14 protein-coding genes are annotated in these 15,558 nt (G+C 48.3%); 6 read left to right on the forward strand and 8 right to left on the reverse strand.

Going from position 1 to position 15,558, the window contains the following annotated elements; translation table 11 throughout:
• Nucleotides 1-8 precede the first annotated feature (8 nt).
• Nucleotides 9-923 (reverse strand): hypothetical protein, encoded by a 915-nt coding sequence (locus NG792_RS09005; protein ID WP_261200506.1) that lies wholly within the window; start codon nt 921-923, stop codon nt 9-11.
• Nucleotides 924-1,413: 490 nt separating this feature from the next.
• Between NG792_RS09005 and NG792_RS09010 the strand changes: the two genes are divergently transcribed.
• From NG792_RS09010 to NG792_RS09020, 3 genes are all read left to right on the forward strand, one after another.
• A complete protein-coding gene (locus tag NG792_RS09010) occupies nt 1,414-1,617 on the forward strand; it encodes a hypothetical protein (protein WP_261200505.1) in 204 nt (67 codons plus the stop codon).
• The gene (locus NG792_RS09015) at nt 1,592-2,557 is read left to right on the forward strand and encodes a M48 family metallopeptidase (protein ID WP_261200504.1); all 966 of its coding nucleotides are present in this window, start codon (nt 1,592-1,594) and stop codon (nt 2,555-2,557) included. The genes NG792_RS09010 and NG792_RS09015 overlap by 26 nt, the downstream gene beginning before the upstream one ends.
• A 131-nt stretch (nt 2,558-2,688) precedes the next feature.
• On the forward strand, nt 2,689-4,140 hold the full coding sequence (locus tag NG792_RS09020; RefSeq protein WP_261235237.1) for a hypothetical protein: 1,452 nt from the start codon (nt 2,689-2,691) through the stop codon (nt 4,138-4,140).
• 334 nt (nt 4,141-4,474) lie between these two features.
• On the opposite strand, the gene NG792_RS09025 is transcribed toward NG792_RS09020, so the two are convergent.
• Nucleotides 4,475-5,083, reverse strand: coding sequence for a hypothetical protein (locus NG792_RS09025; RefSeq protein WP_261200501.1), 609 nt, complete (start codon nt 5,081-5,083; stop codon nt 4,475-4,477).
• Nucleotides 5,084-5,344: 261 nt separating this feature from the next.
• On the opposite strand from NG792_RS09025, the gene NG792_RS09030 reads away from it, so the two are divergent.
• Nucleotides 5,345-6,013 carry a L,D-transpeptidase gene (locus NG792_RS09030; RefSeq protein WP_261235238.1) on the forward strand — a complete coding sequence of 223 codons (669 nt, stop codon included), beginning with the start codon at nt 5,345-5,347 and terminating at the stop codon, nt 6,011-6,013.
• 174 nt (nt 6,014-6,187) lie between these two features.
• Here the strand turns inward: NG792_RS09030 and NG792_RS09035 are convergent, their stop codons facing one another.
• Complete coding sequence (locus NG792_RS09035) at nt 6,188-8,077, reverse strand: tetratricopeptide repeat protein (RefSeq protein WP_261235239.1); 1,890 nt, start codon at nt 8,075-8,077, stop codon at nt 6,188-6,190.
• A gap of 239 nt (nt 8,078-8,316) precedes the next feature.
• Nucleotides 8,317-8,868 carry a hypothetical protein gene (locus NG792_RS09040; protein ID WP_261235240.1) on the reverse strand — a complete coding sequence of 184 codons (552 nt, stop codon included), beginning with the start codon at nt 8,866-8,868 and terminating at the stop codon, nt 8,317-8,319.
• Nucleotides 8,869-9,711: 843 nt separating this feature from the next.
• Here NG792_RS09040 and NG792_RS09045 point away from each other — a divergent pair.
• Nucleotides 9,712-9,972: a GlsB/YeaQ/YmgE family stress response membrane protein gene (locus NG792_RS09045; RefSeq protein ID WP_261200497.1), complete on the forward strand. Its 261-nt coding sequence runs from the start codon at nt 9,712-9,714 to the stop codon at nt 9,970-9,972.
• A 378-nt stretch (nt 9,973-10,350) separates the two neighbouring features.
• Here the strand turns inward: NG792_RS09045 and NG792_RS09050 are convergent, their stop codons facing one another.
• The 4 genes from NG792_RS09050 to NG792_RS09065 form a co-directional block, all read right to left on the reverse strand.
• On the reverse strand, nt 10,351-10,593 hold the full coding sequence (locus NG792_RS09050) for a hypothetical protein (RefSeq protein ID WP_261200496.1): 243 nt from the start codon (nt 10,591-10,593) through the stop codon (nt 10,351-10,353).
• Nucleotides 10,594-10,868: 275 nt separating this feature from the next.
• Nucleotides 10,869-12,197 carry a hypothetical protein gene (locus tag NG792_RS09055; protein WP_261235241.1) on the reverse strand — a complete coding sequence of 443 codons (1,329 nt, stop codon included), beginning with the start codon at nt 12,195-12,197 and terminating at the stop codon, nt 10,869-10,871.
• A 338-nt stretch (nt 12,198-12,535) separates the two neighbouring features.
• A complete protein-coding gene (locus NG792_RS09060; RefSeq protein WP_261235242.1) occupies nt 12,536-13,396 on the reverse strand; it encodes a DUF4351 domain-containing protein in 861 nt (286 codons plus the stop codon).
• Between the two features lie 373 nt (nt 13,397-13,769).
• Nucleotides 13,770-14,732, reverse strand: coding sequence for an aldo/keto reductase (locus NG792_RS09065; protein ID WP_261200494.1), 963 nt, complete (start codon nt 14,730-14,732; stop codon nt 13,770-13,772).
• A 38-nt stretch (nt 14,733-14,770) separates the two neighbouring features.
• Here NG792_RS09065 and NG792_RS09070 point away from each other — a divergent pair, with 38 nt between their 5' ends.
• Nucleotides 14,771-15,427 (forward strand): DUF1802 family protein, encoded by a 657-nt coding sequence (locus NG792_RS09070; protein WP_435387570.1) that lies wholly within the window; start codon nt 14,771-14,773, stop codon nt 15,425-15,427.
• Nucleotides 15,428-15,558 lie beyond the last annotated feature (131 nt).

Raw genomic sequence — 15,558 nt, forward strand, 5'->3', positions numbered from 1 at the left:
ACGGTAAATTAGAGCTTTTCTCGACGCAGGCGATCGCCTTGAGTTTGGGCATCCTCGCTGTAACTGCGATAAAGTTCCGTGCGGTTTTGAGCGACTTTGTATCGGGGATGATCCACCGGGACTGAAGCCATCAACACCGAAGCCTGTTGCCACTTGGCCGCAATCACCAACCATTCTGCCGAGGTTTGAGCCACTTTCCCCCCAGCAGAGGCTTGTTCAGCTAATCGCACAGCTTCGGCAAAGGCATCGCGATCAAAGACTGCCTCCGATGACTCGTCAGAATTGCCCGAAGTCAGGGAAAACTGACCTGAATTCAATCCCGCCTGAATTTGGGGCCAATTATAAATCAGTAAACCCAGAGTCACCAGTAACAGACTAACCCCAAGGCCATTGAGGATCCCCCGGCGAAATTGGCGTTCTTCTCGGACTTGCCGGGAATAGGGGGATTTGGGGAAAGCTGGGTCAGTCCGGAGTTTTGGACGGGTGAAATCTTGGCCGATTTGTTTGAAGATATTGGGTTTTTTCAGGGTAATCAGTTGGGACCAGAGCAATTGATTTTCGGGGTCCCGGTTAATTTCCTCCAACCACAACAACTGCTGTTCTCGCACCAGGCGGCTGTTGATATGGACTCGCCCAATATTGCGCGGTGCCAAAGATTCTAAAATCTGTCGAATGCGATCGACCAAAGTAGATTGGTCCAGGAGTTCGGGACTCCCCGCCTCGCATAGCAGTTGCAACACGCCATCAGCAAACACGGCGCGGGTTCTGACGCCGGAAGGAGCCAGTTTTTCATTCAGGACTTGAATAATCGCCGATACGCTGCCCTGGCGAGCTTGATTGGCGATATCATCCATCGGATGTACCATGCTTGGGTTTAGCAATTGATTGTTTGTCAACTCTATAAAAGCGGTAGTAGTTTGCATTTAGAGATATAGCCTATCAGTTTTTTTAGCGGGTCAGCCTTCATTGACCTGGGAAAACAGAAAGCCGTCGATGTTGGCTCCAATTTTAGGACCAAAGGCATCCCTTGCCCAAGAAGGCTTTCGCTCAACTGAACTGACGTGCCAAAGCCGGGATGTCATCTGATAGAACAGCTACCTTTCATCTCCAGCCCCTATTATCTACACCCTATGTTTTGTAAGTCCTGAGCAAGTTTGAGAAAAACGAGCAGGTCCTAATCTGGGGGTAGAGGATGGGGAAGATAAGGGGGTTTATGGGAGAAAATCTTGACCAATAAGCAGTAAATCAGGGCCAGCAACCCAGTTTCTTGAGCCTTTAGGGGATTCCAAAAAATAAATCATCCAAATATCTTTACTCTTGTAGCCTGCAGAGGCAGGCTTTGTCCGTGTAGCCTCCGGGCTGGACGCTGCGGGGTTTTTGCATATTTTATTTTATGGAGTTCCCTTAATTAATTTGAATAGAGTATCGGCGTCCGAGGAGATTGGCATTAACGACTGTTGGAGTCAATTCGGCCCTTTGCTCAAAGGGATTACTCTAAAATTGATGGAGGCACGACAGAGGGGACGGTTGATTGGCGATCGCTTTAGTCGTGCCGCCACTATATTATCCCCTGGGAGAATAAAAAAACACGATGCCTACCTATACTGGAATTTCTAGCGAAGCCTTTCGCCATCCCTTGGATCGGGAAGCGGAGGAAACCTTACGCCGGGTCCCTGGATTTGATTTAGTGGCCCGGAAGTTTGTAGAATTTCTCGTGGAGCGTCCCCAGTATGTCTATATGATGGGCAATAGCATCGCTGTGGGTCCTCGGCAATATTCAACCCTGTATGGAATCTTCCGAGAATGTATTCGGGATTTAGATATTTATCCTGAACCGACTTTATTTGTCTCTCAAGCCCCCGTGGTCAATGCCTACGCCCTCGGACAAGATCTGCCCTACATTGTCTTAAATACGGGGTTAATTGACTTGATGAATGAGGACGAAATTCGTTCGGTTCTCGCCCATGAACTGGGACATATCAAATGTGGTCACACCACCTTGATTCAGATGGCGAGTTGGGCGATTATGGCGGTTTTCAGTCTGGCAGATTTGACGATGGGATTTAGCCGCATCCTCAGTACGGGCTTGATTCTGGCCTTTTATGAATGGTTGCGAAAAGCTGAACTCTCGGCAGATCGCGCGGCAATGTTGGTTATGGATGATACAAAGCCGGTGATGCAGACGATGATGAAAATGGCCGGGGGGTCTACACGCTATGCCCATGAATGCAGCTTAGAGGAGTTTACCCGCCAAGCCCAGCGCTATCAAGAACTAGATGAGGATAGTCTCAATCAAGTTTATAAATTTTTTCTCTATAACAACGTTTCCCAAGGGGTTTTTCTGACCCATCCCTTTACGGTGGAACGAGTCAGCTATTTACAAGCTTGGGCTTCTTCGACGGAGTATGGGGAGATTAAGCGGGGAAATTATCCACGAGGGGGCGCTCAAGGGGCGGTGGAGGTGAAACCGGAGTCTCCCGCAGAACAGGAAGCCGATCGCCTGCGGCGTCAAATTGAGGAGTTGCAGCAGGAAATTAATCGGATCAAGGGGGAGTAGGCACACCGGGGGCGATCGCCAGCGGTTGAGATTGGGGAATATCTATTATAGAAATGGCTTTCTCATCCGATTTTGCGCGATCGCTCACTCAGCTACTCCCGCCCTCTGGATCGAACTTTTACATCGAATTCATGCCTAGATTTCAGTTTTTTCTAAGGTTTATTCCGGCAGTCTGGCTGCTGGCACTCATGGGGGGCTGTGCCCAAAGGGTCACACCAAATTCTACAGCGTCTTTGGGTTCACCCTCAGCGGTTGCCCAGGTCCCAGTCGCCCAAGGGGCCGTCGAGCCGTTTGCGGAGGGGATTAAATACGCCACGAGTGCAGCCAACCTCGCACAAACTGCCCGTTCTCCGGCGCAGTGGGATGAAGTGTCAAAACAGTGGCTGCAAGCGATTTACTGGATGCAGTCCGTTCCCCCCACAAATCCCCGCAGGGCGTTTGCTCAGAAAAAGGTCGCGGAATATATGCGCTATCTGATATACGCGCAGCAACAAGCTACGGTGAGTTCTCGCCTGAACTATCCCACGTTTAATAGTGATATCCTCGATGAGCAATTGGGACTGTATCTGTCCTACATTGAGGCGATGGGGCGGCCTGATATTTTGATTGTCGGCAGTTCTCGGGCGGTACAGGGAGTTGACCCGCGTATCCTGCGCCAAGCGTTGGGTTCTCGCGGGTTATCCGGACTGAGGGTGTTTAATTTTGGGATTCACGGGGCGACGGCACAAGTGGTGCGGTTTCAGTTACAGGAACTGTTGGGTCCAGAGCATTTGCCCCGAATGATTTTATGGGCGGATGGGGTCCGGGCGTTTAATAGTGGACGGTTTGATCGCACCTATAACGAAATTGTTCAGTCTCCGGGATACCAGCGGTTAGGATCTGGGGTGCGTCCTCAGTTGAGTTCCGAAACTCCCCCACAGGAGGCGATCGCCTCGGACTCACCGGGAGAATATCAGGTTCAACCTATGAGTTTTCACCCTTTCTCTGATTCTAGGGGGGTGAAGGATTTATCCTCTAAGGTCCTAGGACAGGACTCGGCTGGGAATAGAATGCCCTTGTGCACCGACTCCCTACAATGTCTCACGGGGTCTGGAGATAGGACCTCATCACGGATTGCTACGGGGGTCCGTCGATTGAGTGCCCTGGGTCTAGCGATTGATGCCTACGGTTTCCTGCCGGTGGCGACTCGCTTCAATCCCAGTCGCTACTACCGACAACGGTCTCGGGTTGAGGGTCGCTATGATGGAGATTATGCAAATTTTCAGGTAGGCAGCATTCAGGGTGCGGCGTTGCAATCTGTAGCAGCGTTTGCGCGATCGCGTCAAATTCCCTTAGTGATTGTTAATCTACCCGTGACTGATGATTATTTAGATGCCACCCGCAGCGCCCGGGAGGTCGAGTTTCGCCAGTATATGCGCCGCCTGAGCGCTCAGGCGTTTCTCTGGCGCGATCTTTCCACGGTCCGGGGGCTGAATCGGAATGACTATTTTGAGGATCCTAGTCATTTGAATCAGTTCGGGGCGGCTGCGGTGGCTCGTTCCCTGGCAGCGGATCCGAATATTCCCTGGCCGAGAGGTCGCTAGGGTGGGGATGGGGGATGGGGAAGATGGGGGGATGGGGAGGATGGGGAGGATGGGGAGATGGGAGGATGGGGAGGATGGGGAGGAGGGGGGGATGGGGAGGATGGGGGGGATGGGGAGGATGGGGGGGATGGGGAGGATGGGGAGGATGGGGAGGATGGGGAGAAGTGAGACGGTGTTCACGCTCAAGTGAGGTGAGTGGGATGGGAGTGAAGGGGAGTGTTATGGCTGAAAGGGTTTTTAATAAAAAGTGATGCCCTTTGGTCAAAAGGACATCACTTATGTTTACTGTTTTAGTTGAACCGTTCTAGCTTATAAGATTCACCACTAATTTTACTTACCAAAGCGCGCGCACAGGTTGCTGAATGTTGGAGACCATGTTGCGATCGTCAATGTCGAATTCAATGCGACGACCGGGAGTGATCACAGCTTGACTACAAACATCTGGACCTACCATATAAGTGCGGATTCCGCCATCGGGAAGCCGAACCTGTAAGCTGGTGTCTTCACAAGAGACGATATCACCGGCAACCCGGATGGTGCGGGCGGTGGTCGTCGTGGTGGTGGTCGTCGTCGGGGCGGTGGTTGTGGTTGTCGAGGTGCTGGTGGTGGTTACGCGATCATTGGGATTGAGGACGGTAACTTCTGTTCCCATCATCCCAGTATCATCTAAGACCACTTCGATTTCCATTCCGGGGAGCAACCCCAGGCGGTTTCTTTCATCTTCGGAAATCTCGACGATCTGAGTTTCGCCATTCGGGAGGCGAATGCTCACTTGATTGTTACGAATGCTTTGAATGGTCCCTCGGACCATAGCGGGGTTAGTTTGGCTAATAAACTGGCTCTCCCCGACTGGAGCAACTGGCCGAGACAATGCTGGAGAGACCGATACTCCAGAGAGTATCAGGGTCAACATTGTACCCGTTAAGACTTTCATGTTTTTCATCCGCATGACATCCTCACTTCAACACGATTTAATTAACGAGATTTTGATGGAGACCTCGCGATCGGATCTACACACCAGTTGTTGCTATGACCGGAACCCTGGCATGATTCTACCCGTCCGGTGCTGAAGCTGTCATCTACCAATAGGTAGAGGTCGGCTCCCTAGCATCAATACAGATGGGTTTTTTCAGAGCCGAGGAATTGAGGCTTGAACTCGAATCAAGTCAAGCTATAGAATAAAATAATATCAGTTTTTCGGGAAATGTGTAGTCAGGGTTTGTTAGGAATTAAAGATAAAGGAATGGTGCAAGGAGAAGTTGTATTGTTAAAGTTTATGCGCCTTACCGTCAGTGCCGCAGTTTTACTCCTGTCGATGCCATCCCTGGCGTGGGGAACGGGTGTCCCGGCAGAAATTTCGGTGGGAAATCGGTTAATTCCTGATTTAGAATGGTTGCCTGTTCTAGACCCTGAGTTACCTCCGTTAGGAGAATATTCTAAATTTATTCCTTTTGAGCAGGAACTGTATCCTGAACAGGTGACTGAGGGAGTTCGTTTAGTGATTCGCTTGAGTGAACGTCGCGTTTATGTCTATCGCAACGATCGCATCCAAACGAGTTATCCGATCGCCGTTGGCAAGGAAGGGTGGGAAACACCAACCGGCCAATATGAAGTCATGCAAATGCAACGAAATCCAATTTGGGAGCACCCTTGGACGGGTGAGTTAGTTTATCCAGGGCCGGATAATCCTTTAGGACCAAGATGGATTGGGTTCTGGACAGACGGAAAGGATTTAATTGGGTTTCATGGTACTCCCAATGAGGAACTCATTGGAGAGGCTGTTTCCCACGGTTGTGTGCGAATGCGAAATCAAGATATTTTATCGTTATATGCCCAGGTAGAACTCGGAACCCCAGTGATGGTAGAACCGTAATCTCTTCTGAGAAGAACATAGATGAGAAAACGAGTCAAGATGGGCAACCTCTCAAAAATCGAAACAGGAAGTGCGAAAAGACCGTCTTCGCACTTCCTCTGGGTTCAAGCCGAGTCTACTTCCAAGGGGGATAGAACACTAGAAACGGGATAGAAAATGGATTGAACGGAGCCACTATTCCAGCGATCGCTGATACTCTTCTAACAACTGAAAAATATGATCGTATCCATCGACTCCGATCGCCGGTATAATTCGGGGACGATGTTGTTCTAGTAAACCCTGAAAGGCTTCTACACCCATTTGACCTTGGATAATCGAGAGTAATCCGGCACTTTGACGCCATTCCTGGGCCTCAATTTGCTCTAGGAGATACATTCCCAACCCGCCAAAATAGAGGGTCGCTTCTAGGTTTTGCTGACGATAGTGAGCTTGGGCTAAATAGGCTAAATTCAATCCTTGAAGGTAAAGATCCCCGGACATTTGGGCAGATTCCCATCCCTTCAATAAGTTAGCGATCGCCTTGGGATAGTCGCCGATCGCCACATAAGCAATCCCCAAACTACTCCGACATAAGGCTTGACTTTGGCGATCGGCTAACTTGTCCGAAAGCTGTAATCCTTGTTCCAAATAATGAATCGCCCCCTCATAAACCTCCGGTTCCAATTCTCCCTGTTCCCGGGCTTGAAACACCTCGCTAAACCCCAGATTCGCTAAAGCATTAGCTTCTCCTAGCCGTTCCCCTTCTTGCCGAGACCCGATTAAGGCACGCTGACTACAATCAATCGCCAAGGCGTAATTTTTCTGCCCCACATAACTGCGGCTGATATGATTAAGATTGGCAATTTCACAGCGGCGATCGCCAGCTTCCCGGGCAATATCTAGGGCTTGTTGATGAAAGGCGATCGACCGCTCAAAATTTCCCATTGCTCGCATAGAATAACCCAGCAAGGTCAAAATCCGCGCCTTTTCCTGAGTCCCCTCTACCCGTCGCAAGGGTTCATCCAAATATTGCAATGCACCGCGCAGATACTCCCCAGTAAAGGCTGCAAATATCCCGCCATACAGGGGAAAATAATCCCGCTGAGAAAAAGCTCGTAAAATCTGTAAGGTCACCTGAAAACAAGCATTAGTCAAGTGTTCCCGGGTATTGGAATTCAAGCGGGTGCTTCCCTGGACCGCATTGGCGAGTTGAGACCAAATCAGGGCAAAGGTTAGATAAGTTGAAATCGAGAGCTTTGCTCCTACTTTGGAGTCATAGACCATTTTATCGAACCAAACGACTAAACCCCGTTGCAACCCCTGCAAAATGACAGTCAGTTCAACCCACTCGCTCACATCGGCATGGGGTTGGCGATCGAGAAAGTCCAGGAAAGAGTGATTGAATGACAGGGTGGTAAACAGTCCTTGGGGAAAGGGCCGATTCACTTGTTTAGCCCATAATGCCCAGGGTCCGTTCTGTCCCGGAATTCCCCCAAATCCCAGTTGTCCTCTGCCTTGTTCATAGATCCAGCTAACCAGGTGAGGTTCAACCTGTTGCCAGGATTGTAAGCCTTGTTGCAGTCCGTTAGCTAGGGGCGAAACTTCCAGATGCAGTTCGGGATTGGCAATGCCATCGAGTTTATCTGTGAGAGTTTTGGCGAGTTGACGCTGTTGTTCGAGGGTGAGAACTTCCGCTTGGTTGGGGTCAATCTCGCGCAGGAGTGCAAAGAGGCGAGTATGGGGTTCGGCTTGGATAATGCGATCGGCTGCGGAGGCGATCGCATCTTTGACGCGATTTTCCTTTTGCCAAAGTTCCCATTGTTTGTCGATGGTTTGTAATGCGCGGTGAATACGACTGGCTTTGGCGGTTTTCAACTCATCGGTTTCATGAGCGAGTTGATATTGAGTGGTACTGAGGCGATCGGCGAGGCATCGCTCAAAGATTTCTCCAGTACCACTGTCAATCTGTTGTACCAGCATTTGATAGACTTGCTCAACGGAGCGGATTTTGCCTTTGAGGGTCGTGTCTACGATGGTATCGATAAATTCAAAGTAGCGATCGGGCAAGGAAGTAGAATCTGACATTGTAAATTAAGCTCTATCAAGGATTCGGCTGTTTCCCTTGTTTATTCTACTTCTGCGGCTTTCCCTTCTTCTAAATCCGGATACTGTAAGCCCCTCTACATCATTAGGTCCCTAGAATTTGAGGAGTGGTAGCATCTTGCTCCCTTCAAGTAGTAGGGAGCAAGATACTCCCACTCCTTTAAACAAGGGTCCAGTTCCTCCAAGAGTCGCACTCTGGGGGATTTAATTCATCAAACCCTTTACCACAGTGCTCGAACAGGTTGCTGGGGGGCCGTTTGCACCCGGACCGGCTGAGGGGTGGATTGCATCGGTTGTGGTGTAGCTGTCGGCATCGGGGTTACAGGTTCGCGAGGTTCCGGTGTGATGCTCGTGGTACTTTCCTGGCGGCTATTAATTGATTCAAAGACGCTGCGAATTTCATCGAGGGTATCGGAGGAGGCGGTTTCCTCGGACTCCATCGCGGTGGTGTAAGCCGTTACTGTCCCATCAGGGTACAGCAGGACCTCGACTCCTGGACGCATCCCTAATTTTTCTTGTTGAAGTACCGGAAGCTCAACTTGGGTGGTCTCTCCATTCTCCATTTCCAAGGTGACTATATTGTTCCGAATCATCGTTACGCGACCCATCGTCGGCTCACCCATCGGTTCTTCTTCATCCATTGTTTGGGCGATCGCCTCTGGAATAATCCCGGATTCGGAGGTCGTTTGGGCGATCGCCGAGGACACTGTTCCAAAACCGAGCGTTATGGATAAAATTGTACCTGTCAAAAGGCTGATATTTTTAAGGTTCATTTAAGGTTCTCCTCATTCACATTTTAGTTCAAGGACTTACCTGAAATGATAACAGGATTAAGTGGATTTGTAAAAGATGGAGGAGATCTCAGCTCCCTGACCCTTCTGTCTTCCCAATCCCCTAGCGGTTGAGAGATTTACCCCGCCCCCAAGCTGTAGAGTAGCCTGCATTGCAGGGGATGCAGCAATGCGTCGGTGTTAAGAGTTCAACATCCTTAAGAGGGAGATGTTAGCCCATTTAAGGCAGAATTCGGTCGGTTGGATTATTCTTTTAAGGTCAAAGAACCCCTAAGCTCTATAGAGGTGTAAGACTGGGAAATAGTATAGAGATTCCTTGCCCAATGACATTTACAAAAAGAAACTGTTGCCGCCCCGATTGTCCGGTTTAACTTGTTTTCCCTAAATTATTGAGAAAATTGCTCCGGCAGCTCACCCCATGCTAGGGCAGTTTTCAGAAAATCTCGCTTTTTTATAGGGGGTTCACCTTATTTTCGGCGATCGCAGATTTTGTCGGCTCAAAATACAGGGACTCAAGGGATTAGCGGATGATGTGCGATCTCGATTCCTGGGTAGAGCATGAAAAATTTCTCGACAATCTAAATTTCGCTTCCCTCAATGTCAACCCTTGCAGTAAAAACAATCTAGGCGATCGGTTAATTCAAAAAAGCCGGACGGATCTAAGCAGATCTACCCGAAATGGGGCTTTTAACCATTATCTCTATCTATAGATAGCAACAGCACTCGGATCAACTTATTCCCTGCGATAGATGAGAAATCCAGGAGGCAATTGCTAATCTATTTACATAAGACAAAAAGCAACAAATCAAAAAAGGAGATTATCTCATGGTTAGTATTTTAACTTGGATTGTTTTAGGACTGATTGCTGGTGCTTTAGCAAAATTAATTTATCCCGGAAGACAAGGCGGCGGCATTTTTGCCACCATTGGACTAGGGATTCTGGGTGCAATTGTGGGGGGATGGTTAGCCCAAGCCGTCTTTGGAATAACAGCAGCCAGTTTAAGTTGGCAAGGTATTCTGTTTGCGGTGATCGGTGCCATGATCCTGATCTTCATCTGGGGTCTATTGACTCAGCGTGCAGCCTAAATTTCTCCAGTTTTCTCTCTCGAATGATCTAACTTTTTTTTAAGAAGCCGGTATTAGGGGTAGGGTAGCAAGCCTTTACCCCTTGCTTCATGGGGCCAGACTGAAAAATTACTGGGATTAACTCTCCAAGGGGCAGTTTATTGCAGTTTATTAAAGAAGGTTCATCACAATCATCAATCGGGGGCTAGAGAATGGTCCCTACTAAAACGCCGTCTTCAGGGATATCGCGATCATCCCTGAAGACGGCTTGATTTTATCAGTGCGTTTGAGCGAGTTTCCCCCTCGGTTGCCAAACTCCAAAGGGCCAACTCTCTTGAATCCAGAATCTACTTTGTTAGCAAAAGGGCAGAACTCTATTTCCTGAAACGGATCCAAATCCTATTTACTTTTCTGCCAAATTTGCCAAGTGGCTCCTAATGCAGCGCCCGCCCCAGCAATTAATCCAAAAGTCATCCCTTCAAGGGTTCTAAGAACGGGGTCTTGGGTAAGACATTGATTCGTCGGTACAGCAGCATCTAAACAGCGATTGAGGTCTGCGCTATAGGCAGCGCCTCCAACTAGAACACCAATAGTGCTACAAGCGACAATATAAATAAGAAAGCGACTATTTTTTCTAACCATAGATAGATGGCAAGGGAATATGGAAGACTCTTCTTTATTGTGCCGCTTATTACCCAATCTGGCAAGGGTTTTATTATTAATTTTAATGTTTAAAGTTTACATTGCACCCTTATTCTCTAAGCAATAGGGATGGAATCCTTTAAGGGCAACCTAGGGAGAAACAAAATTAATGCAAATTTAATGTAAATTAAAAGTAATTTTTTAATTCACAAACGGCTATATCCTGGAGGATATAGCCGTTTAGGGTCATGGGAGGGGGCAAAATTCACCCCAGTTCAGGAGGCGAGAAAGCCTTTGGATGCTTTCTTTTTCCCCTTAGATTTGGATTTGGATTTGTTAACTTCCACGAGGGCCTCTTCAAAGAGTTGGTTTAAGTGCAGGGGAATCGAGGCAGTTTCCGGCAGATGGGGCTCTAAAGGTTTATTAAATTCCTGTAAAAGTGGCCCTAAATCACGGTCCAGTTGAAAATTGGGGCGTTCTAACACCAGTTGCAGTAGACTTTGCAGTTGGGTGGGATACTCCGCAGCGAGTTGCTGCCACACATAAAAATTAATAATGGGGTCTTCCAGATAATGGCGGACCAGGGGTTCGGCTTCGATTAAACTGGGGTCTTCCCGGTTGAGGAGTGCTACAAATTTAGTGTAAGTGGGAATTAACATTTGACCCCACCGGGGATGAGAAAAACAGGTAACCTCTTCGGCTTTTTTAAGGTCATCAGTCAAATGGACTTTCGGCATGACCATTTTATTGTTTTTATTGCGATCAAAGAATTGGGCGGCTTCTTTGGGGTCTACACCGGCTTCTTCCGCTGCCACCATCAGTTCCTCCATATCAACGCCAGCTTCGGCAGCGACTTCTTCAAGAGACTTGTTTTCATCAATCCCTGCCTCGGCCAGAAGTTTTTTAGTCATGCTTTCTTGCAGTTCGCCAATTTTTTTGTTGAGTTGATATCCGGGAAGACTAAAGCGATCGCCTCCAAAAAAGTCGGTAAATTCTTCATGATATTTCACCACGGATTCCCAAGCTTCTTCTAATAATTCAGGGGCATCCCCATAAAGGTGATTGTTGTAATTATCTTTAAAATTACCGATCGCCACGGCGAGTTTGGGTTTACCCAGATTCCCCAGGGCCATATAACTGCCAAAGAACATATAGTGAGAATTGTCCACTGGGGCGATGCGAGTCAGTAAAATATCTCCCGGTTTAATCCGTTCGAGTTGTGCCTGTTGTGAGGCAGAATTGGCCTTAACCTGATAATGTTTAGCAGTGAGCCAGTTCATCAACTCTAAGCCATCGGGTAAACTTTGGATGGCTTCAAAAACACCCATAAAGCTACGTTGCCAACTTTGAATTAAGGCGCGATCGCCTGCTGATAAGTCCGGTTGGGTTTCTAAAAATAAATCAATGGGGGTTTTATCCCCCACCTTACCCTCTACCGCAAACGAATCAATCCGCATATTGCGTTGACTAATATCGGACCGATCGCGAGAAGAGTGTTCAGCGGCGTAGGTTTCCAAGGCGATCGCCAACTCTCCCTCGGCATCCATGACAAAATCAATTAATTCCTGCTTGAGTTCCCAAGCGCGATCCACAGTTGCGTCCACAGTTTCTCCCTCCAAGTTACACTGTTCTAAGGTATCGGGACATCAAAGGCGATCGCATCTGTCCTCAGACTGGCTTTTTCCGCAAATCTGGCCCCATTCACCCCAATCCTTCAAAAAAAGCATAAAACCACCCGTTCGTAGTAACGACTTCAGTCGTTATCCCTAATTGGGGGGATGCGATCCAAGTTATTGTACTAACCCGGTTTCTGGTTTCTGAGGTTGAGAAACCGGGGTTCTGTCCACAATTTGGGTGAGGTGGCAAAAGTTATGGTAGAAACCCAGTTTCTGATTCTTTTGCAGTAGAACACCGGAGATTTAACGCTCTACTGCTATATTATCTACTCCTCGGTTAGTGGAGGCAAAGCTGCTATAAATTCATCTAAGGAAGTCACTTCAATCAGGCGATCGCTTAACTCCTCTAATTGCTCCACATTCAACCGTTGCAGAGTTGTTTCTACCAACTCCGGTACTTCTCCAAACCGACGCCGCAGTTGGCGCTGGAGGATCCGCCGTTCTCCTTTTTCTTGTCCTCGTTCTTCTCCTTGCTCTAAAATAGCTTGGCCCCAGGGAGATTCCAGTAATGCTTGTCTTTCTAAGTCCATAACTTGCTCCACCAGATTGGTTCCTAATACAAATGTAGCAAAAATTCCCAACAATCGTTGTAAATCTTCGGCGCGTTCTTCATCTTGGAGACGGAGGGAGGCACGGCGTAATATGGTTTCGCTTGCGCCGCCTTTCATGACGGGTGCTAAGGGCAATAATCCTCGGAGATTGGGTTCAAAGGCGATTTCCACATCGGTTTCCCAGAGGTTAATCACCCGATAATCTTGTCTTGCTTTCAGTCCTAAAACTTCGGATTCATAGTGATCCAGAATGGGGGTGTCTCCTTCGGGGGGAAAAATATTGATGAGGACTGGATAGACGCGGATGTTATATTTTTCTTCCGCGAGTCCGGCATAGGCGCGAATCCTTCGCGGCATTCGCGGATCGGGACGAAATTGGAATTCGTTGAGGGCGAGTATTTCTCCGGTTGTCGGGCTATAGGCTTTGATTAGGGTGTCGGTGTCTCGACTAATCCATTGGAATTCGGAATCGAGGAGGTTTTGGGCTACCATATCGGGTGTTTGGGTGACCCATTTGACCCATCCATCCGGGGCGAGGGCGATTAGTCTTTTGCTACTAATGTCTGCTTTTCCCATATTTTATTGTGGAAATGTTTCTGTCTATATTAAATCATGTTTAAGCAAAATATTTTTTTAACTTATGTAAATTTGTAGAATTAGAAATATAGTATTTTGAACCACATTTATTAATTTTGTAAAACCCTAAATTTATAAAAATAATATAGTATTTTACTCGTGAGGGGGCTTCAGCCGCGTCACGCTCTTAAGGAGGCTCTGCCTCCAGTGCCGAAGCAAGGGCTTAATTTGCCTATTATACCTGTCACGGCTCCAACTTTTCACCAGAGGAGGTACAGGCGGCAGAGCCGCCAAGAATGCGTGACGCGGCTGAAGCCCCCTCACGAGGATAACTTCACGAGGATAACTTCAGGAGTGGTATATCAGCGGGGTTTTAGAAGTTCCACATCACTTGATTTTCATCGAGTTTGTCGGTAACAATTCGCCCGATCGCATCTATTTCTTTGACCTCTTCTGCGGATAATTTTACCTCGGCTGCTTTGGCATTATCCGTGGCTTGTTCCTCGTTTCTTGCTCCAACAATGGCACAGGTTTGGGGTTGGGCAATTAACCAGGCTAAGGAGAGTTGGGCTAGGGTACAATGATGGCGATCGGCAATGGGACGAAGTTTCTCTAAGGCTTCTTGAACTCGCGCATAATTTTCTTTGTCCGCAAAGAGTTTATTTTTAGAGCGATGGTCACCTTCGGCAAATTTATGATCCGGTCCAAATTTGCCGGTTAAAAGTCCTTGGGCGAGGGAAGAATAAGCGATAATTGAAATGTGGTTTTCGAGGCAGTAAGGCATCTGGTCGGTTTCGATTTTTCGCCAGAATAAAGAATAGGGAGGTTGCAAACTATCAATCTGTCCATATTGCGCTGCTTCTTCCAGTTGGGTGCGGTTAAAGTTGGAGACACCGATGGCGCGAATTTTGCCTTGCTCTTTCAGTTTTACCATTGCTCCCATCGTTTCGGCAATGGGGACGGTTTCGCCTCCCCAGGTTCCCGAGGGCCAGTGAATTTGATAGAGGTCGATATAGTCGGTTTTGAGATTTTTTAAGGAGCGATCGCAAGCTTCAATTACTTGGTCATGTTTCAGATGATTTGCAAAAACTTTGGTCGCATAAATGACATTTCCTCGCACATCGGACAGGGCGGAAGCGACGATTTGTTCGGAATATCCATCTCCATACACTTCCGCTGTATCAAAGGTGGTAATTCCGGCGTTATAGGCAGCGCGCAGGGCTTGGATGATATCATTATCTTCGATGCCTACCCACATTTTTTTCCCCGCTTGCCAGGTTCCCATAATGATGGGGGTAATTTTTAACTCGGATTTGCCTAATGTTCTCGTTTCCATGTTGATCTCTTAAACTAGAATGAAGACGACTTTTTACGGTGGTCTTTCTTATTTTAACGATTCGTCTCAACCGGGGTGTTTGCATGGAATTAACGGCTGCTTTGAAGGAATGGGCGATCGCCATTGATGCCTTAGAACAAGGGGAGACTATCCTGTTACTCCGCAAAGGCGGGATTCGGGAAGTGGGGGGTCGCTTCCAGGTTCCCGAGTCGGAGGTGTTGCTATATCCGACGTTTGAACATCAAAAACCCGAGTTGCTGAAGTCGGACTATGCTGAGAATGTCACCCCAGTGGCGTCGGGATGGCATCCAGAACGGGTGCAGATTGGCAGTTGGGCTAGGATTACGGATTTGTGGCCGATCGCTGTGGAAACGGAGGAAATTGCCGCGTCTGTGCAGTCGGCGTTGCAACCGTATCACATTTGGAACGATCGCTTTGTGGGCGATCGCCTCCAGTGGAAACCCCGCCAACCCCTGTATCTGTTGCTGTTGCGGACCTATCGTCTCGCGGAACCCCGAGAAATTGCTTACTGTGAGGCGTATGGCGGATGTAAGTCATGGATACAGCTAACGGAGGCAGTCGCTACCGTAGACTCATTCCCAGCGGTGGATGAGGTGGCATACAGCAATTTGCGCGATCGCCTCCGGGAAATTGTGGCAACTCTGACTTATACTGACTCGGGTGATCGCTCCTGATTTCTCCCGGTGCATTTGGTATTAAAATGTCATAGTTCGGGAATTTTGTCCCAGGATGCTGTGGGTAATATCCTGAAACCCTCAAGGCATGATTACAGGCGATCGCTATACCACTTGCTGGACTGTCCTAC

Origin of the sequence: Laspinema olomoucense D3b, from assembly GCF_025370785.1 — a bacterium.
In the GTDB taxonomy this organism is placed as follows: domain Bacteria; phylum Cyanobacteriota; class Cyanobacteriia; order Cyanobacteriales; family Laspinemataceae; genus Laspinema; species Laspinema olomoucense.